The organism is Streptomyces sp. NPDC087428, from assembly GCF_044744085.1.
GTDB lineage: Bacteria > Actinomycetota > Actinomycetes > Streptomycetales > Streptomycetaceae > Streptomyces.
In genome coordinates this window covers 317,314-335,346 of the sequence record NZ_JBIUXR010000003.1, presented here as the reverse complement: position 1 = coordinate 335,346, position 18,033 = coordinate 317,314, and the positions used below count along the sequence as shown (strand labels likewise).

Sequence of the window (18,033 nt, the reverse complement as noted above, 5' to 3'; positions counted from 1 at the left end):
GCCGCGTTCCGGCCGCGGTCAGAACTTGTTGCGCGGGGTGATTCCCAGGGACATGCCCGACAGGCCGCGCTGACGGCCGCTCAGCTTCTCCGCGATGGAGCGCAGGGCCTTGCCCGCCGGGGAGTCCGGGTCGGACAGGACGACCGGCTTGCCCTCGTCGCCGCCCTCGCGCAGCCGCAGGTCGATCGGGATGGAGCCGAGCACCGGCACCTCGGCGCCGACCGTCCTCGTCAGTCCCTCGGCGACCCGGGCGCCGCCGCCCGAGCCGAACACGTCGACCATCTCGTCGCAGTGCGGGCACGGCATGCCCGACATGTTCTCGACGACGCCGACGATCTTCTGATGGGTCTGGACGGCGATCGAGCCCGCCCGCTCGGCCACCTCGGCCGCGGCCTGCTGCGGGGTCGTGACGACCAGGATCTCCGCGTTCGGCACCAGCTGGGCCACGGAGATCGCGATGTCACCGGTGCCCGGCGGCAGGTCGAGCAGCAGGACGTCCAGGTCGCCCCAGTACACATCGGCGAGGAACTGCTGGAGCGCGCGGTGCAGCATCGGCCCGCGCCACACCACGGGGGCGTTGCCCGGGGTGAACATGCCGATGGAAATGACCTTCACGCCGTGCGCGGACGGCGGCATGATCATGTTCTCGACCTGGGTCGGCTTGCCGTCCGCGCCGAGCATCCGGGGCACGCTGTGCCCGTAGATGTCCGCGTCCACGACGCCGACCTTGAGGCCGTCGGCGGCCATGGCGGCCGCCAGGTTCACGGTCACCGACGACTTGCCGACGCCGCCCTTGCCGGAGGCGACCGCGTACACCCGGGTCAGCGAGCCGGGCTGGGCGAACGGCACCTCGCGCTCCGCCGTGCCGCCGCGCAGCGACGACGCCAGGTCCTTGCGCTGCTCGTCGCTCATCACGTCGAGCGTGACCTCTACCCGTGACACCCCTTCGACGCGGGCCACCGCGTCGGTCACGTTCTTGGTGATCGTCTCGCGCATCGGACAGCCGGAAACGGTGAGATACACCGTGACAGCGACCACACCGTCAGGATCGATCTCGACCGATTTCACCATGCCCAGCTCGGTGATCGGGCGGTGGATCTCCGGGTCGTTCACTGTCGCCAGTGCCTCAAGCACCGCGTCTTCCGTAGCCATACAGACGATGTTACGGCGCTCGGCACTACGCGCGGGTGGCCCCGTCAGCGGTCTTCGTCACTCTCGGCCCCGGACAGCGCCCTGCGGTCGTCCAGGTCCCTCACCAGGTCCTCCAGTTCGGAGCGGATCCAGTCGCGGGTGGCGACCTCCCCGAGGCCCATCCGCAGTGCCGCGATCTCCCTGGTCAGGTACTCGGTGTCGGCGATGGAGCGCTCGTTCTGGGCGCGGTCCTGCTCGTGGGTGACCCGGTCGCGGTCGTCCTGCCGGTTCTGCGCGAGCAGGATCAGCGGGGCCGCGTACGAGGCCTGGAGGGAGAGCATCAGGGTCAGGAAGATGAACGGGTACTCGTCGAACCGGAGCTTCTCCGGCGCGAAGATGTTCCACACCACCCACAGGATGATGATCAGCGTCATCCAGACGATGAACCGACCGGTCCCCAGGAACCGCGCGATCCGCTCCGAGAACCGGCCGAACGCCTCGGGGTCGTACTCCGGCAGCAGCCGCCGCCTCGGGTCCTTCGGCTGGTCGAGCCGGGTCCTGGGGGTACGGGTCAGGGCCGTCGAGCCGTGCGACGCCCTGGAGCGGTCCTCACCGGCCACGGAGGACCCCCTCGCGGCCGTGGAAGTCGGTCTCCCGCCAGTCGTCGGGCAGCAGGTGGTCGAGCACGTCGTCGACGGTCACCGCGCCGAGCAGCGAGCCGCTCTCGTCCACCACGGGCACCGAGACCAGGTTGTACGCCGCCAGATAGCTGGTCACCACCGACAGCGGGGTGCCCGGTGTCAGCGCCACCAGGTCGCTGTCGACGATCGAGCTGACCAGGGTGAACGGCGGGTCCCGCAGCAGCCGCTGGAAATGCACCGTGCCCAGGTACTTGCCCGTGGGCGTCTCGTCCGGCGACCGGCACACGTACACCTGGGCGGCGAGCGCCGGGGACAGGTCCGACTGGCGGACCCGGGCGAGTGCGTCGGCCACCGTCGCGTCCGGGCGCAGGATGATCGGCTCCGTGGTCATGAGACCGCCCGCGGTCCGCTCCTCGTACGACATGAGGCGCCGCACGTCGGCCGCGTCGTCCGGGCGCATCAGCGTCAGCAGCCGCTCCTTGTCCGCCTCGGGCAGCTCGGACAGCAGGTCGGCCGCGTCATCGGGGTCCATCGCCTCCAGGACGTCCGCCGCGCGCTCCTCCTGGAGCTTGCCGATGATCTCCACCTGGTCGTCCTCGGGGAGCTCCTCCAGGACGTCGGCGAGCCGGTCGTCGTCGAGCGCGGCGGCGACCTCCGCCCGCCGCTTCGGGGAGAGGTGGTGCAGCGCGTTGGCCACATCGGTCGGGCGCAGCTTCTCGAACGTGGCGACGAGCGACTCCGCGCCCTGGCCGTGCTCCTCCAGCGAGAAGCCGCTGACCGCCGACCACTCGACCGTCAGGGTCTCGCCCTTGCGGCGCAGCGCCCCGCCCCTGCCCTTGCGGACGAAGTACTTGTCGATCTCCCAGTCGCGGCGGGCCGGCAGCTGCTGGATCGCGACGTCGAGGATGGTGACCTCCTCGCCGGTCTCCACCAGGCTGACCCGCCGGTCCAGGAACTCGCCGAGCACCAGGCGTTCGGTGGGCCGCTGTTCGAAGCGCCGCATGTTGACCACGCCGGTGGTGATGACCTGTCCCGACTCGATGCCGGTCACCCGCGTCATCGGGAGGAAGATCCGGCGCCGGCTCACCACCTCGACGACGATGCCGAGCAGCCGGGGCGGCCGGCCGCCGATCCGGAGCATCGCGACCAGGTCACGGACGCGGCCCACCTGGTCGCCGTTCGGGTCGAAGACCGGCACCCCGGAGAGGTGCGAGACGAAGACCCGGGGCGTTCCTGCTGCCATGTCTGCGCCTCCTCCTTCGCCGCCTGCTTACGCATCCGGTCTGTTCTGACATTTATTGCACCGTTATGACGGGATCAGGCTAGCCCGTACCGCTGCGGGCCGCCCCGGAGAGCTGTCGGCGCGACTCTCTGCCGATAGGCGTAGGCCGCACGGGTACGCTGCCGTCTGCCACCCCCCGCCATGAAGATGAGAGGCAGTGCGCCTGTGACCTCTTTTGTCCCGCCCGTCCGGGCCCGCCGCCGGACCGCCGCCCTCGCCGTCGTGCTCTGCGCGGGGCTGACCGCGGCCCTGACCGCGTGCGCGGGCGAGGATCCGGACGAGGGGACCAACGGCGTCGGCAGACTGGCCGCACCGGAGATCGAGCAGAAGGCGCGGACCGCGGCGGACTCCTCCGGCACGGTCCGGCTGGCCGGCACCCTGGTCAGCAAGGGCGGTACGTACAAACTGAACATGCGGCTCAAGGACAAGGGCGGGGCGGGCTCCGTCACGTCCGGGAAGAGCACGTTCGAGCTGCTCCGGATCGGCGACGTGCTCTACCTCAAGGCGGGCGCCGACTTCTGGAACCACGGCACGGAGGGCGCCGGCAGGGCGAGCGACGCGGACGGGGCGGCGGCGGACAAGCTGGACGCCAAGTACGTGAAGGTCCCAGAGGACGACCCCACGTACAAGCAGCTGCGCGGATTCACCGACAAGAAGGTGCTGCTCGGCGGGCTGCTCACGCTCCACGGCGAGGTCGGCAAGGGTGACCGCGACGAGGTCGGCGGGGTACGCACCATCCGGATCACCGGCGGCAAGGGCGAGGGCGGCGCGCTCGACGTGTCCCTGGAGGGCAAGCCGTATCCGCTGCGCTTCGCGCGGGGCGGCGGCGGGGGCACCATCACGCTCGCGGACTGGGGCAAGGACTTCGCGCTGAAGGCCCCGGCCGAGGGCGACACGGTCGACTACGGGCAGCAGCTGCCCAAGTCCTCGTCATAGGGCCGAGGCCGGCTACCGCTTCCTGAGCGAGCGCTTCAGCAGGTGCGGCAGCCCGGCCGGTACCGGCATCCGGGTGGTCGCGGTGGTGGGCAGCGGCGCCGCCGCCCCCGAGTCCGTCGGCAGGTCCGTGCGGGAGCCGAGGGGCGTGAGCCGCAGGATCCGGCACTCGCGCGCCCAGCGGCCGGTCATCTGCTCGGCGTCCGGTGCGTTCAGCCGCTTGCCCCTGAGTTCGGCGACCGCGGCCTCCCACGCCTCGGAGCGCGGCGCGAGCTGGGTGACGGAGGCCGTCCAGGCGACGAGCCGGCCGCCCTTGTCCTTGCTGCGGGCGGTCACCTCCGCGGTGGCGCCGTCCGTGAGACCGGCGGGGAGCGGCTGCTCGCCGGGGCCGTCCCCGACGAAGAGCGCCGCACTCTCGTGCCACACGTGCCACAGCGCCCGCGCGGGTCCGGTGCCGCGCACCCAGACCAGGCCCGACTTCTTGGTGGCCTCCTCGACGAGGGCCGGTCCGAGCAGCGTGTCAGCAGCAGTCATGCCGCAGAGCTTACGACCTGGTGCGGACCGGCTCCGTTCCCCCGCGGTCAGAGCCAGCCGTTGCGCTTGAGCATGCGGTGGATGGAGAAGCAGACCACCCCGATGAAGCCCAGCACCATGGGGTAGCCGTACGTCCAGCGCAGTTCCGGCATGTGCTTGAAGTTCATGCCGTAGACCCCGCAGATCATCGTCGGCACGGCGATGATCGCCGCCCAGGACGTGATCTTGCGCATGTCCTCGTTCTGGGCGACGGTCGCCTGCGCCAGATTGGCCTGGAGGATGGAGTTCAGCAGCTCGTCGAAGCCGATGACCTCTTCCTGCACCCGGACGAGGTGGTCCGCGACGTCCCGGAAGTACTTCTGGATGTCCGGGTCGATGAGCCGCATCGGCCGCTCGCTGAGCAGCTGCATCGGGCGCAGCAGCGGTGAGACGGCCCGCTTGAACTCCAGCACCTCGCGCTTCAGCTGGTAGATCCGGCCCGCGTCCGAACCGCGCGGGCCGCCCTTGTCCGGGGTGGAGAAGACCTCGATCTCCACCTCGTCGATGTCCTCCTGCACCGCGCCCGCCACCGCGATGTACCCGTCGACGACGTGGTCGGCGATGGAGTGCAGGACGGCCGACGGCCCTTTGGCGAGCAGTTCGGGGTCGTCCTGGAGCCGGTGGCGCAGCGCGCGCAGCGAGCCGTGGCCGCCGTGCCGCACGGTGATGACGAAGTCCCGGCCGGTGAAGCACATCACCTCACCGGTCTCCACGACCTCGCTGGTCGCGGTCAGCTCGGCGTGCTCGACGTAGTGGATGGTCTTGAAGACGGTGAACAGGGTGTCGTCGTACCGCTCCAGCTTCGGCCGCTGGTGGGCGTGCACGGCGTCCTCGACGGCCAGCGGGTGCAGCCCGAACTCCCGGGCGATACCGGCGAATTCCTCCTCGGTCGGCTCGTGGAGGCCGATCCAGGCGAAGCCGCCGTTCTCCCGTACCCGGAGCATCGCCTCGTGCGGCGTACGGCAGGTGCCGTCCACTTCCGCGAGGCGGCGTCCGTCGCGGTAGACCGCGCAGTCCACGACCGCGCTGGAGGCGGACGGGTCACGGGTGGCGTCGTACGTGCTGTGCAGGGTGTTGGTCTTGCGCAGGGACGGGCGCACCACGGCGCGCAGGTCACGGATCATCGACATGGCTGGCTCCTTCACGGAGGGCCGTCGGCGAGGGCGTGGAACAGCCCGGAATGGGGACGTGGGCTCACGTCCGCAAAGCGGGCGGCACCGCGGCGGCGCGATGACGGCGTTCGCTACAGACAGGCAAAAAAGGAGTGCTCTTCCGTCGTGCGAAAGGCCATGGGCCTTGACCGGGAAGGCGTCAGATCACAGAAGAAAGGTGTCGAGCGGAAGAGCGGTTGGTACTGCACGGTCGACTTGGATCCACCGCAGCCCCACCTCCTCCGGTCGGTCCCCCGTGGGGGACGACGTTGCGTCGGGACTTGAGAGCGACGCTTCTGCGTGCTGTCCCGACCGGCGGGCCCAGGCTATCAGTCGGCACAGGGCCAATCTCTTACTTTGCCCGTTCCATACGCGTCCTATGCTCGCCGCATGGCAGAAATTCTTGCTCTGGTCGAGGCCCGTCTGCGCACGGCCCTGGGTGAACCGGACGCACGCGCGGCAGTGACGTTCCTCGGCACGGACCGGATCGAGGTGCTCAGGTTCATCGACGGCGACATCGTGAGGTACGCCACGCTCGGGATGTCCGCGCAGCCGATGGCCGACCCGGCCGACTCCCTCGCCGACCCCGTGAAGGGGCCGCGGGCCGAGCTGGTCCTCTCGGTACGGGCCGGCCTCGCCGACACCGACCAGGTGCTGCGCAAGCTCGCCGTGCTGGCCGCGTCGCCGCAGGTGGAGGGGTTGATCGTGGCGCCGGGCGCCTCGCTGGACCTCGGCGAACCGCTGTGGCCGGGGGCGCCGTTCAGCTCGGTGCTCGTCGCCGAGTCCGGGGGGCTGGTCGAGGACCTGGAGATGGACGCGCCCATGGAGGCGGTGCGGTTCCTGCCGCTGCTGCCGATGACGCACAACGAGGCGGCCTGGAAGCGGGTCAGGGGCGCGCAGGAACTCCAGGAGCGGTGGCTGTCCCTGGGGACGGACCTGCGCGACCCGCTGCGCGCCTCGGTGGCCCTGGACTGACGCCGGTGAGACGAGCGTCTCACGGTGGGTTCGGACCCGCGCCGGCGAGAAGTGCGGAACAGCCGGAAGCCCCGCCGCGCGGCGAGGAGGGGAGCCGCGGGCGGGGCGGTATGCGGGGCGACCGGTCGCCCCCGTCGCCTCAGTCGGCGAAGACCGTGACGCCGTCCTCCGTGGCGTGCTTCGGTTCCAGCTCCTGCGCGTCGTGGGTCAGTGCCGAGCGCCGTACCCAGATGACGATCGCGCCGATGACCGCGGCGACGGCGGCGATCACGAACGGGATGTGGATGTTGCTCCACTCCTCGATCTTCGGGGCCAGGAAGGGCGCGGCGGCCGCGGCGAACCAGCGGACGAAGTTGTACCCGGCGCTGGCCACCGGGCGCGGTGCGTCGGACACCCCGAGTGCCAGCTCCGTGTAGACGGTGTTGTTCATGCCGATGAAGGCGCCGGAGACGATCGTGCAGACGATGGCCGCGGTGTGGTCGCCGTAGCCGAGGATCACCAGGTCGGCGGCGAGCAGCACCAGTGACCCACCCACCACCTTGAGCGAGCCGAAGCGCTTCTGCAGCCTCGGCGCGACGAGGACGGAGAAGACCGCGAGCAGCAGGCCCCAGGCGAAGAAGACGGCGCCGGACTTGTACGGCGACATGTTCAGCACGAACGGCGTGAACGCCAGGATCGTGAAGAACGCGTAGTTGTAGAAGAACGCCGAGGTGGCGACGGAGGCGAGCCCGCCGTGGCCGAGCGCCTTGATCGGGTCGAGCAGCGATGTCTTCCTGGCCGGCCTGGGCTGTTCCTTGAGGAACGCCGTGATGCAGACGAAGCCGATGGCCATCAGCGCGGCCGTGCCGAAGAACGGGTAGCGCCAGCTGGCGTCACCGAGCAGGGCGCCGAGCAGCGGTCCGCAGGCCATGCCGAGGCCGAGCGCCGACTCGTACAGCAGGATCGCCGCCGAGCTGCCGCCCGCCGCCGCGCCGACGATCACGGCGAGCGCGGTCGACACGAAGAGGGCGTTGCCCAGGCCCCAGCCGGCCCGGAAGCCGACGAGTTCCGCGACGGAGGACGAGGTGCCGGAGAGCGCGGCGAAGACCACGACGAGCGCCAGTCCGGCCAGCAGCGTCTTGCGCCCGCCGATGCGGCTGGAGACGAAACCGGTGACCAGCATCGCGACGGCGGTGATCAGGAAGTAGGAGGTGAAGAGCAGGGACACCTGGCTCGGCGTCGCCTGGAGTCCCTTGGCGATGGACGGCAGAATCGGGTCCACCAGGCCGATTCCCATGAACGCGACAACAGAGGCGCCCGCTGTGGCCCAGACGGCCTTCGGCTGGCGCAGGATGCTGACCGTTCCTTGATCGAACGGATCCTCTCCCTGCATGGGTCTACTCACTCTCCACTAGATCGGTGTGTTATGCACAGAATAAGTTAGAGAAGCTAATAAATGCAAGCTACATCTAAATCTCCTGGTGGGAGCCACGCTGCGGAAGGGTGATCGTCCTTGACGCGGCGACGGCCGGGGAGGACGGTTGGTCGGTATGAGGGGCGAACCCAGTTGCCCGAAGTGCGGAGGCCGGGTCAAGGCGCCCGGTTTCTTCGACGACACCTGGCAGTGCGACGCGCACGGCAGCGTGCAGCCGATGCAGCCGGTGATCCCGCCCAGCGTCGAGGCGCTCGGCGTGGTGGTGCACCGTGCCCGGGTGCCGGTGTGGATGCCCTGGCCGCTCCCGGTGGGCTGGCTCTTCACCGGTGTGGCGTGCGCGGGCGACGACCGCGGCGGCGGCCGGGCCACCGCCGTCGCCTGCTCCGGACCGGGGCCGCTCGGCGGCATCGGTGAGCTGCTGCTCGTCGCGGAGGAGCTCGGCGTCGGACTCGGTGCGCGGTATGCGGGCGTCGACGGCCCCGACCCCGGCCCGTACCTGCGGGTGGACGGGCCGCCGGACGTCAAGGTGCTCGCCGCCGGACGCCCTACCCCGCTCTGGCACGTGAAGGACGCCCCCGACGACCGGGCGGTCTTCGCGGGCGAGGCCTGCGGCCTGTGGCTCTGGGCGGTCGTCTGGCCCGAGCAGTCGGGACTCCTGATGTACGACGAACTGGTGCTGACCGATCTGCGCGACGCCGGAGGAGAGGTCGACCTCGTGCCCTGCGGCGCGCTCACGCCCCGGCTGCTGGGCGGGCCCTGAGCGGCCGCCGGATCACCTCCGGCCGGGTCCGGAATCCACCCGTCCGCCGGTTATCCTTGGGCGTCCCCCATCCGCCCGCGAGCACCGGAGTCCGCGTCGTGCGCATCGACCTGCACACCCACTCCACCGCGTCGGACGGTACGGATACCCCCGCCGAGCTGGTCCGCAACGCCGCCGCCGCGGGTCTGGACGTCGTCGCCCTCACCGACCACGACACGGTCCGCGGACACGCGGAGGCACTCGCGGCCCTGCCCGAGGGGCTCACCCTGGTCACCGGCGCGGAGCTGTCCTGCCGGCTCGACGGCGTGGGCCTGCACATGCTGGCGTACCTCTTCGACCCCGACGAACCCGAGCTGGCGCGCGAGCGCGAACTGGTGCGCGACGACCGGGTGCCGCGCGCCAGGACCATGGTGCGCAAGCTCCAGGAGCTGGGCGTGCCCGTCGAATGGGAGCAGGTCGCGCGGATCGCCGGAGACGGATCGGTCGGGCGGCCGCACATCGCCACCGCACTGGTCGAACTCGGCGTCGTCCCGACCGTCTCCGACGCCTTCACCCCGCAGTGGCTCGCCGACGGCGGCCGCGCCCACGCCGAGAAGCACGAGCTCGACCCGTTCGACGCGGTCCGGCTGGTCAAGGCCGCCGGCGGCGTCACCGTCCTCGCCCACCCCGCCGCCGTCAAACGCGGCAACGTGGTCCCCGAGCCGGCGATCGCGGAGCTGACCGCCGCGGGGCTCGACGGCATCGAGACCGACCACATGGACCACGACGAACCGACCAGGGCCGCCCTGCGCGGGCTCGCCCGCGAGCTCGGGCTGCTGACCACCGGGTCGAGCGACTACCACGGCAGCCGCAAGACCGTACGGCTCGGCGAGAACGTCACCGACCCCGAGATCTACGGCGAGATCACCCGGCGAGCCACGGGAGCCTTCCCGGTGCCGGGAGCCGGCGGACCGCTCACCCCGTAACGGCCCACGCGCCACGCCTCCACCCGGCCGCGCCGCAGCGCGACGCCGTCCGTTCCACTCCCGCGCACCGGTCTGCCGCGGCTGCCGTCAGGACCCTCCGGCACCCGCCCGGTGCGCCGCCCCCAGCCGAATTCCCGCTCTCTCCCCGCAAGGCTCACTGTGTTCGACGTCGCTGTCTTCGGATCCCTTTTTCTCACGCTTTTTGTGATTATGGATCCGCCCGGAATCACCCCGATCTTCCTGGCCCTCACCGCCGGCCGCCCCGCCAAGATGCAGCGCAGGATGGCACTGCAGGCGGTCTCCGTCGCCTTCGGCGTGATCGCCGTCTTCGGGCTGCTCGGCCAGCAGATCCTGGACTACCTGCACGTCTCCGTACCCGCGCTGATGATCGCGGGCGGACTGCTCCTGCTGCTGATCGCGCTGGATCTGCTGACCGGCAAGACCGACGAGCCGACGCAGACGAAGGACGTCAACGTGGCGCTCGTCCCCCTGGGCATGCCGCTGCTCGCCGGTCCCGGTGCGATCGTCTCGGTGATCCTCGCCGTGCAGCACGCCGACAGCGTGGGGAGCCAGGTCTCGGTCTGGACGGCGATCGTCGCCATGCACATCGTGCTCTGGCTGACCATGCGCTACTCACTGCTGATCATCCGGGTCATCAAGGACGGCGGCGTCGTGCTGGTCACCAGGCTGGCCGGGATGATGCTCTCCGCCATCGCCGTGCAGCAGATCATCAACGGTGTCACCCAGGTCATCCAGAACGCCTGACCCGCCCCGCGCACCACAGCGCCCCCGCACGGTCCATCCGTGCGGGGGCGCTTCGTCTTTATGTCCGTGATGCGTTACGAAGCCGAGGTGTCGGCCGGGCGGATATAGATGCGCTGGCCCAATGCGGCGGCCTGCTGCACGATCCGGTTGACGGAGGCGGCGTCCACGACGGTGCTGTCCACGGCGGTACCGTCGACATCGTCGAGTCGCATGATCTCGAAGCGCATATGGCTTCCCTTCGTCTGATCCTCCTGCTGGAGAACTACTGGGAGGACGGGTGACCCGTCCGCAAGGATGAGGAGCGCCAGGCTGTACGTCTCGCGCCCCACGGGGTGTACAACGGCTTGCCTCCTGCAATCATTCCCTACGCTAAGGAAATTTTTTGGATGTCTAAGTACCAGCAGGTAACCGAGCATGCGCGGACGACGACATCCGCGACGAGGCCCCTATGAGCGAGGCAGAGATCGGTGAGCGACTGGAGCGCACCAACGAACTGCTCCAGCGCGTGCTCGCCGAGGTGTCGAAGACCCCCTCGACCCACGCGATCTTCGTGGACGCGGGCTATGTGTACGCCGCCGCCGGACTGCTCGTCACCGGCACCGAGGACCGGCGCTCCTTCGACCTCGACTCCGAGGGGCTGATCGAGGCCTTCATCGACAAGGCCCGCACGATCTTCGCGGACAGCAGACTGCTGCGCGTGTACTGGTACGACGGGGCCAGGCGCCGGATCCACACCGTCGAGCAGCAGTCCATCGCGGAACTCCCCGACGTCAAGGTCAGACTCGGCAACCTCAACGCCAACAACCAGCAGAAGGGCGTCGATTCACTCATCCGCACCGACCTCGAATCCCTCGCCCGCCACCGCGCCATCAGCGACGCCGCGCTCGTCGGCGGCGACGAGGACCTGGTGTCGGCCGTCGAGGCCGCACAGGGGTACGGGGCCCGCGTCCACCTGTGGGGCATCGAGGCAGGGGAGGGCCGCAACCAGGCCGAACCGCTGCTCTGGGAGGTCGACAGCCAGCGCACCTTCGACCTCGACTTCTGCCGCCCCTATGTGACCAGACGGCCCGTCACCACCTACGAGGACGACTCACCGGCGCCCTCGCGCGACGACGTCCGCTTCGTCGGTACGCAGATCGCCGCGACCTGGCTCTCCGCCCGCGGCCGCGACTCCCTGGCCGATCTGCTCCCCGGACACCCGTATCTGCCGGGCTCCGTCGACCAGGACCTGCTGGTCGAGGCCGAACGCCTGCTCCAGCACTCGCTGCGCGGCCACGCCCATCTGCGGCGCGCGCTGCGCGACGGCTTCTGGCAGCACCTCCAGTCGCAGTACTGACCCCGCCACCGTCAACGGTTGCCGGCGCCGCCTACAGGCTGTCCCAGAAGGAGATCAGCGCGGCCGCCGTCGGCTCCGGCCGGTCCGTGTTGGGGGAGTGCTCCGCGCCCTCGATCCGGGTCCGGTGGGCGCCCAGCCGTCGAGCCATCCCGTCGAGCACCGGCACCGGCCAGGCGTCGTCGCGCTCGCCGGAGATCACATGGACCGGCAGTCCCGTGGCGGCGACCTCGGCCACCCGGTCGGGCTCGGTGGCCAGCCGGCGGCCGGTGGCGATCAGTTGGGCGGGCGTGTGGCGCATCCAGCGCCGCCGCAGGTCCTCGCCGCCGCCGGTGTCGGCCTCCGCGGGCGGGTCGGAGGCGCGCATGGCCTCCCAGACCCGGTCCATGCTCATGGTCGCGAGGGCGTCACCCAGGATCTTCAGCCGGACCTGCTGGGCCTCGACGACCTCGGCGGGCCCGGAGGACATCAGGGTCAGCGACCGGAACGGTGCCGGGTCGAGGATCGCCGCAGCGCGTGCGATCAGCCCGCCGAGCGAGTGCCCGAGCAGGTGGACCGCGCCGTCACCGAGACCGAGCGCGGCCGTCTGCGCGAGTGCGTCACGCGCCAACTCATCAATTGCGTAAGCCTCTTGGCGGTCCGGGCCGTCGGTCTCGTACTGCCCGCGCCCGTCGACGGCGACGGCACGGTAGCCGGCGTCGGCGAGCGGTTCCAGCAGCGCGATGAAGTCCTCCTTGCTGCCGGTGAAGCCGGGCAGCAGGAGAGCGGTGCCGCGCCGGGCGGTACGCGGGGAGGCGTCCAGCACGGCGAAGTCCCCGCGCGAGGTGCGCAGCGTACGGGCACGGGTGCAGGGAGGCGGGGTGAAGGTGGGTGGCCGGCTCATGGGACGAGGTTACGACTTCCTCCGCCACGCCCCTGTCCGGCGGCGCACGACCGGACCGCCGCGCCGTGAAACGCCCGACGGGCCCGAGGGATTCCCTCGGGCCCGTCGGGCACACTCGACGCCGGCCGGCCGGGGCGTGGCCCCGCCGCTGCCGGCGCCGGGCTCAGCTCTCGGTCTTGGCGGCAGCCGCTCGCGGCGCCCGCCGCCTGCGCGGCTTGGCCTCGCCCTCGGCAACCGCGGCTTCCGCCACGGCCTCCGTCTTCGGCTTCGCGGCCGCACGGGTGCGACGGCGAGGCCTGGTGTCCGTCTCGGGCTCGGCGATCGGCGCGATCTGGAAGTCGACCTCGTCCTCGGCCGGCTTGATCACCCGGGCGCGGCGGCGCGGCTTGGTCACCGTCTTCGCCTCGGGAGCGGGGTCGGACACGGGGGCGGTCTGGAAGTCGACCTCCTCCGTCACCGGCTTCACGACCCGGGCGCGGCTGCGACGCGGCTTCGCCGCGGGCACGGCCTCGGCCTCCACGTCGATCGCGACATCGGCCTTGGCCGCCTTGGCGGTCCTGGTCCTGGTCTTCACCGCGGGCTCGGTGTCGATGACGACGACCGGGGCCTGCGCCACGTCCACCGCGGCCTCGGCCGCGATGTCCGGGGCACCGACGCGGCTGCGCCGGCGACGGCGAGGCGTACGCGGCTCAGCGGGACCCTCGACGGCCTCAGGGGCCTCGACGGCCTCCGCGGCCGGTGCGGGCACCGTGGCGACGCCCTCTTCCGCGGCGGAGCCGCCCCGGGTGCGACGGCGCTGACGCGGCGTGCGCGGGGGGCGCTCCTCGCGGACGGCGGGCGCCGCGGCGGGGGCGGACTTGCGGCCGCGGCCGCCCGTCTCGCCGAGGTCCTCGATCTCCTCGGCCCGCAGACCGGCACGGGTGCGCTCGACGCGCGGCAGGACACCCTTGGTGCCGGCCGGGATGTCCAGCTGCTCGTACAGGTGCGGGGAGGTGGAGTACGTCTCGGGCGGGTCCGGGAACTTCAGGTCCAGCGCCTTGTTGATCAGCTGCCAGCGCGGGATGTCGTCCCAGTCGACCAGCGTGATCGCGATGCCCTTGGCACCCGCGCGGCCGGTCCGGCCGATCCGGTGCAGATAGGTCTTCTCGTCCTCGGGCGACTGGTAGTTGATGACGTGGGTGACACCCTCGACATCGATACCGCGGGCCGCGACGTCCGTGCAGACGAGCACGTCCACCTTGCCGTTGCGGAAGGCGCGCAGCGCCTGCTCGCGGGCACCCTGGCCGAGGTCGCCGTGGACGGCGCCGGAGGCGAAGCCGCGCTTCTCCAGCTGCTCGGCGATGTCGGCGGCGGTCCGCTTGGTGCGGCAGAAGATCATCGCGAGTCCGCGGCCGTTGGCCTGCAGGATGCGCGAGACCATCTCGGGCTTGTCCATCGAGTGGGCGCGGTAGACGTACTGCGCCGTGTTCTTGACGGTCGTGCCCTCGTCGTCGGGCGAGGTGGCGTTGATGTGGGTCGGCTGCGACATGTAGCGACGCGCCAGGCTGATGACCGCGCCCGGCATGGTCGCCGAGAACAGCATGGTCTGCCGCTTGGCCGGCAGCATCGTGATGATGCGCTCGACGTCGGGCAGGAAGCCCAGGTCGAGCATCTCGTCGGCCTCGTCGAGGACGAGGACGCGGATGTGCGAGAGGTCGAGCTTGCGCTGACCCGCGAGGTCCAGGAGCCGGCCCGGGGTGCCGACGATCACGTCGACGCCCTTCTTGAGGGCCTCCACCTGGGGCTCGTACGCCCGGCCGCCGTAGATCGCGAGAACGCGGACGTTACGGACCTTGCCGGCGGTCAGCAGGTCGTTGGTGACCTGCTGGCAGAGCTCGCGGGTGGGGACGACGATCAGTGCCTGCGGCGCGTCGGTCAGCTTCTCGGGCGCGGCCCGGCCGGCCTCGACGTCCGCGGGGACGGTGACGCGCTCCAGCAGCGGAAGGCCGAAACCGAGCGTCTTGCCGGTGCCCGTCTTGGCCTGTCCGATGACATCGGAGCCGGAGAGCGCTACGGGGAGCGTCATCTCCTGGATGGGGAAGGGGGACATGATGCCGACGGACTCAAGGGCCTCGGCCGTCTCGGGAAGAATCCCGAGGTCTCGGAACGTAGTCAGGGTATTGCCTCTTCTGTGAAACGCGGTCCGAGGCGAACGATGGGGGTCGTACCGTGCCGGGGTTGGTCATCCGGCCGTGGATGGGCCGGGTGGCGCGGGACCACTGCCGTCGCTCGAGCGCTCGTGCCGCTGAGGGGGCCCCTCATCTGCGGTCGTACGTGGTGTACGCATCGCGTGGAGGGCTGTCGGGTCGGAGCCGATCGGGCCACCGACCGGGCATCCTCATTCAATTTCGCGCCACGAGCAGTTGCAAAATGCTCAGTAAGCGCAATACCACTGTACCCCGGATTCGCGCATCTGTGTTGGGCGAATTCATCGGAACGGTATGAGGGCAGTCGGCGGCCGGACCCTTCCGCCCCTCGGCGGGCGGGCTATTCTGCGCTCCATGGAGACGCCTGACAACGCCACGGAAACCCCCGCATCCACCCGAATCGCCGACCAGGACTGGGCCACCGCGTCCACGGAACCGCAGTACCGGGCCGCTGTCGTGGACCTGCTGGGAGCACTCGCCTACGGGGAGCTGGCGGCCTTCGAGAGGCTCGCCGAGGACGCGAAACTCGCGCCGACGCTGGGTGACAAGGCGGCGCTGGCGAAGATGGCGTCCGCGGAATTCCATCACTTCGAGCGGCTGACCGACCGGCTGACGGCGATCGAGGTGGACCCCACCGGAGCGATGGAGCCGTTCGCCAAGGCGCTCGACGACTTCCACCGCCAGACCGCACCGTCGGACTGGCTGGAAGGCCTGGTCAAGGCCTATGTCGGTGACTCGATCGCCAGTGACTTCTACCGCGAGGTCGCGGCCCGGCTCGACTCGGACACCCGCTCCCTCGTGCTCGCCGTGCTCGACGACACGGGCCACGGCAACTTCGCCGTCGAGAAGGTGCGCGCCGCCATCGAGGCGGACCCGCGGCTCGGCGGCCGGCTCGCGCTGTGGGCACGCCGGCTGATGGGCGAGGCGCTCTCGCAGGCCCAGCGCGTGGTGGCCGACCGCGACGCGCTGTCGACCATGCTGGTGGGCGGGGTGGCCGACGGGTTCGATCTGGCCGAGGTCGGCCGGATGTTCTCGCGGATCACCGAGGCGCACACCAAGCGGATGGCCACCCTGGGGCTCGCCGCGTAGGACCGCCCGCGCGGGGCCGGGGGCGGCGTCAGACCGCCGCCGACCGGCTCAGCCGGCGGCTGCGCGGCCGGATGAGCAGGGACACCGTCACCGCGGAGATGAGCACCGCGCCGATCAGCGTCGCCGCCACATGGCCGCCGCCCAGCACCGAGTGCATCAGGTACAGGCCGAACAGGGCTCCCAGCGCTCCGGTGCCGAAGACGGCCCGAGGGGACGGGAGACGCGGGGACAGGGTGCGCAGTGCCGCCCAGGAGAGGGCGAGTCCGAGCACGACGGAGCTCAGGGTTTCCAAGATCACAGACGATCACCTCGCAGGTGCGGGGCGGGCTATTCGGTCGTAGGCGGTACTACCCCCGGGCCACGGAACGCAACCCTCCCGCGGACAGGCTTCGCTCAGCCGCCGCACAGGAACGGCCGCCCCGCCCGGCTCGCGCCCCGGGGCACGACGGAAAGCGGCCCGGCGGGGAATCCCCGCCGGGCCGCTTCCACGGTCACCGTGTCCGTGCGCGCCGCTACAGCGCGCCGAACCCCACCCGTCGCGTGCTGGGCTCGCCGATCTCCACGTAGGCGATCCGGTCGGCCGGCACCAGGACCTTGCGGCCCTTCTCGTCCGTGAGGCTGAGCAGCTGCGCCTTGCCGGCGAGAGCCTCGGAAACCGCGCTCTCGACCTCTTCGGCGGAGAGCCCGCTCTCCAGAACGATCTCCCGGGGCGTGTGCTGCACCCCGATCTTGACCTCCACGGCTATGTCCCTCCGACGGTCAGTCCCTGCGCGGTGAACCGCGCCGTACGCAGCACACAGTAGCCCGCTGAAGGGACCGGTCAGGGACCGGCCGGCAACGCCCGCAGCGAACACGGGCGCCGGCCGCTCCGCTCAGTGCTGATCGATGCCGTGCAGCGGGAAGCCCGCGATGCCGCGCCAGGCCAGCGAGGTGAGCAGCTGCACCGCCGTGTCGCGCGGGATGGCGGACCGGCTGGAGAGCCAGTAGCGGGCGACCACCTGGGACACCCCGCCCAGGCCGACCGCGAGCAGCATGGACTCGTCCTTGGACAGGCCCGTGTCACCGGCGATCACGTCGGAGATCGCCTCGGCGCACTGCAACGAGACCCGGTCGACCCGCTCGCGCACGGCGGGCTCGTTGGTCAGGTCCGACTCGAAGACCAGCCGGAAGGCACCGCCCTCGTCCTCGACGTACGCGAAGTAGGCGTCCATCGTCGCGGCCACGCGCAGCTTGTTGTCGGTCGTCGACGCGAGCGCCGTGCGCACCGACTGGAGCAGCGACTCGCAGTGCTGGTCGAGCAGGGCCAGATAGAGCTCCAGCTTGCCCGGGAAGTGCTGGTAGAGCACCGGCTTGCTGACCCCGGCCCGCTCCGCGATGTCGTCCATCGCGGCGGAGTGGTACCCCTGTGCGACGAAGACCTCCTGGGCGGCGCCCAGGAGCTGATTGCGCCGGGCGCGACGCGGCAGGCGAGTGCCCCGCGGGCGCGCCGCCTCGGTCTGCTCGATGGCTGTCACGCCGCCTCCCAAATTCGTGATCCGACCCAGCTGTTCCGTACTCGCTGCGCCGTACCTCCATCGTACTTTCGGGTAACCCGGGTATGCGCGGCGCGGACGCAGAATTTCACGGACCGGACGACTGCGGTAGCCACAGATTCTCTGAACCTGCGCCGGATAGCCGGACGTATCAGCGGTAATCGTCCTCGTCGTGGGTGACGACGCGGGCCTGTTCCGCGGCGTCCGCCTCGTTCGCGCGGTTCCGGTCGAGCTCCGTCAGTGGTTCGTCGCTCTCGGGGCGCAGCTCCGCCTGCTGCTCGGCGGCGTCCGCCTCGGGTGTCTCCTGGTCGGGTTCGTCCGGCTGGACGTCCTCGAAGGTCTCCGGGTCACTGGGGTCGACCGTCATGGGCACTCCCTTCCTTTGCCCCGAGCCTAGGAGCAAGGTCCCGATGCCGCGAC

General features: G+C 70.9%; 20 protein-coding genes. 7 read left to right on the top strand and 13 right to left on the bottom strand.

The features are described 5' to 3' along the window. Positions 1-18: 18 nt before the first annotated feature. The 3 genes from ACIO3R_RS08835 to ACIO3R_RS08825 are packed head-to-tail and all read right to left on the bottom strand — an operon-like array spanning position 19 to position 3,015. Positions 19-1,152, bottom strand: a complete 1,134-nt coding sequence (locus ACIO3R_RS08835) for an Mrp/NBP35 family ATP-binding protein (protein WP_385040026.1) — start codon at positions 1,150-1,152, stop codon at positions 19-21. Positions 1,153-1,196: 44 nt separating this feature from the next. After that, on the bottom strand, positions 1,197-1,751 hold the full coding sequence (locus ACIO3R_RS08830) for a DUF1003 domain-containing protein (protein ID WP_385350905.1): 555 nt from the start codon (positions 1,749-1,751) through the stop codon (positions 1,197-1,199). Continuing rightward, a complete protein-coding gene (locus tag ACIO3R_RS08825) occupies positions 1,741-3,015 on the bottom strand; it encodes a magnesium transporter MgtE N-terminal domain-containing protein (protein WP_385040020.1) in 1,275 nt (424 codons plus the stop codon). The genes ACIO3R_RS08830 and ACIO3R_RS08825 overlap by 11 nt, the downstream gene beginning before the upstream one ends. Before the next feature lie 204 nt (positions 3,016-3,219). Between ACIO3R_RS08825 and ACIO3R_RS08820 the strand changes: the two genes are divergently transcribed. Beyond that, entirely contained in the window at positions 3,220-3,990 is a 771-nt protein-coding gene (locus ACIO3R_RS08820; protein WP_385040017.1) for a hypothetical protein, read from the top strand. Positions 3,991-4,002: 12 nt separating this feature from the next. On the opposite strand, the gene ACIO3R_RS08815 is transcribed toward ACIO3R_RS08820, so the two are convergent. Further along, complete coding sequence (locus tag ACIO3R_RS08815; RefSeq protein ID WP_402104600.1) at positions 4,003-4,521, bottom strand: hypothetical protein; 519 nt, start codon at positions 4,519-4,521, stop codon at positions 4,003-4,005. Between the two features lie 47 nt (positions 4,522-4,568). After that, on the bottom strand, positions 4,569-5,690 hold the full coding sequence (locus tag ACIO3R_RS08810) for a magnesium and cobalt transport protein CorA (RefSeq protein ID WP_385040011.1): 1,122 nt from the start codon (positions 5,688-5,690) through the stop codon (positions 4,569-4,571). Positions 5,691-6,101: 411 nt separating this feature from the next. On the opposite strand from ACIO3R_RS08810, the gene ACIO3R_RS08805 reads away from it, so the two are divergent. Continuing rightward, positions 6,102-6,686: a suppressor of fused domain protein gene (locus tag ACIO3R_RS08805; protein ID WP_402104598.1), complete on the top strand. Its 585-nt coding sequence runs from the start codon at positions 6,102-6,104 to the stop codon at positions 6,684-6,686. A 139-nt stretch (positions 6,687-6,825) separates the two neighbouring features. Here ACIO3R_RS08805 and ACIO3R_RS08800 read toward each other — a convergent pair whose 3' ends face one another. After that, positions 6,826-8,058, bottom strand: coding sequence for an MFS transporter (locus tag ACIO3R_RS08800; RefSeq protein WP_402104596.1), 1,233 nt, complete (start codon positions 8,056-8,058; stop codon positions 6,826-6,828). A 157-nt stretch (positions 8,059-8,215) separates the two neighbouring features. On the opposite strand from ACIO3R_RS08800, the gene ACIO3R_RS08795 reads away from it, so the two are divergent. The 3 genes from ACIO3R_RS08795 (at position 8,216) to ACIO3R_RS08785 (ending at position 10,590) form a co-directional block, all read left to right on the top strand. Then, complete coding sequence (locus tag ACIO3R_RS08795) at positions 8,216-8,860, top strand: DUF6758 family protein (RefSeq protein ID WP_385040001.1); 645 nt, start codon at positions 8,216-8,218, stop codon at positions 8,858-8,860. A gap of 98 nt (positions 8,861-8,958) precedes the next feature. Next, positions 8,959-9,825, top strand: coding sequence for a PHP domain-containing protein (locus ACIO3R_RS08790; protein WP_385039998.1), 867 nt, complete (start codon positions 8,959-8,961; stop codon positions 9,823-9,825). A gap of 159 nt (positions 9,826-9,984) precedes the next feature. Further along, entirely contained in the window at positions 9,985-10,590 is a 606-nt protein-coding gene (locus tag ACIO3R_RS08785; RefSeq protein WP_385039995.1) for a MarC family protein, read from the top strand. Positions 10,591-10,664: 74 nt separating this feature from the next. Here the strand turns inward: ACIO3R_RS08785 and ACIO3R_RS08780 are convergent, their stop codons facing one another. Then, complete coding sequence (locus tag ACIO3R_RS08780; protein ID WP_199884445.1) at positions 10,665-10,817, bottom strand: hypothetical protein; 153 nt, start codon at positions 10,815-10,817, stop codon at positions 10,665-10,667. Between the two features lie 221 nt (positions 10,818-11,038). Between ACIO3R_RS08780 and ACIO3R_RS08775 the strand changes: the two genes are divergently transcribed. After that, positions 11,039-11,926 (top strand): NYN domain-containing protein, encoded by an 888-nt coding sequence (locus ACIO3R_RS08775; RefSeq protein ID WP_385039992.1) that lies wholly within the window; start codon positions 11,039-11,041, stop codon positions 11,924-11,926. Between the two features lie 31 nt (positions 11,927-11,957). On the opposite strand, the gene ACIO3R_RS08770 is transcribed toward ACIO3R_RS08775, so the two are convergent. Continuing rightward, positions 11,958-12,806, bottom strand: a complete 849-nt coding sequence (locus ACIO3R_RS08770) for an alpha/beta fold hydrolase (protein WP_402104592.1) — start codon at positions 12,804-12,806, stop codon at positions 11,958-11,960. A 163-nt stretch (positions 12,807-12,969) separates the two neighbouring features. Next, on the bottom strand, positions 12,970-14,895 hold the full coding sequence (locus tag ACIO3R_RS08765) for a DEAD/DEAH box helicase (protein ID WP_402104590.1): 1,926 nt from the start codon (positions 14,893-14,895) through the stop codon (positions 12,970-12,972). Positions 14,896-15,346: 451 nt separating this feature from the next. On the opposite strand from ACIO3R_RS08765, the gene ACIO3R_RS08760 reads away from it, so the two are divergent. Next, positions 15,347-16,081 carry a ferritin-like fold-containing protein gene (locus ACIO3R_RS08760; RefSeq protein ID WP_363031073.1) on the top strand — a complete coding sequence of 245 codons (735 nt, stop codon included), beginning with the start codon at positions 15,347-15,349 and terminating at the stop codon, positions 16,079-16,081. Positions 16,082-16,109: 28 nt separating this feature from the next. Here the strand turns inward: ACIO3R_RS08760 and ACIO3R_RS08755 are convergent, their stop codons facing one another. From ACIO3R_RS08755 to ACIO3R_RS08740, 4 genes are all read right to left on the bottom strand, one after another. After that, positions 16,110-16,379, bottom strand: coding sequence for a hypothetical protein (locus ACIO3R_RS08755; RefSeq protein ID WP_385041463.1), 270 nt, complete (start codon positions 16,377-16,379; stop codon positions 16,110-16,112). A gap of 214 nt (positions 16,380-16,593) precedes the next feature. Then, the gene (locus ACIO3R_RS08750; RefSeq protein ID WP_024490505.1) at positions 16,594-16,821 is read right to left on the bottom strand and encodes a DUF3107 domain-containing protein; all 228 of its coding nucleotides are present in this window, start codon (positions 16,819-16,821) and stop codon (positions 16,594-16,596) included. 132 nt (positions 16,822-16,953) lie between these two features. Next, a complete protein-coding gene (locus ACIO3R_RS08745) occupies positions 16,954-17,595 on the bottom strand; it encodes a TetR/AcrR family transcriptional regulator (RefSeq protein WP_123523710.1) in 642 nt (213 codons plus the stop codon). A 169-nt stretch (positions 17,596-17,764) separates the two neighbouring features. After that, positions 17,765-17,980 (bottom strand): hypothetical protein, encoded by a 216-nt coding sequence (locus tag ACIO3R_RS08740; protein ID WP_385041458.1) that lies wholly within the window; start codon positions 17,978-17,980, stop codon positions 17,765-17,767. Positions 17,981-18,033 lie beyond the last annotated feature (53 nt).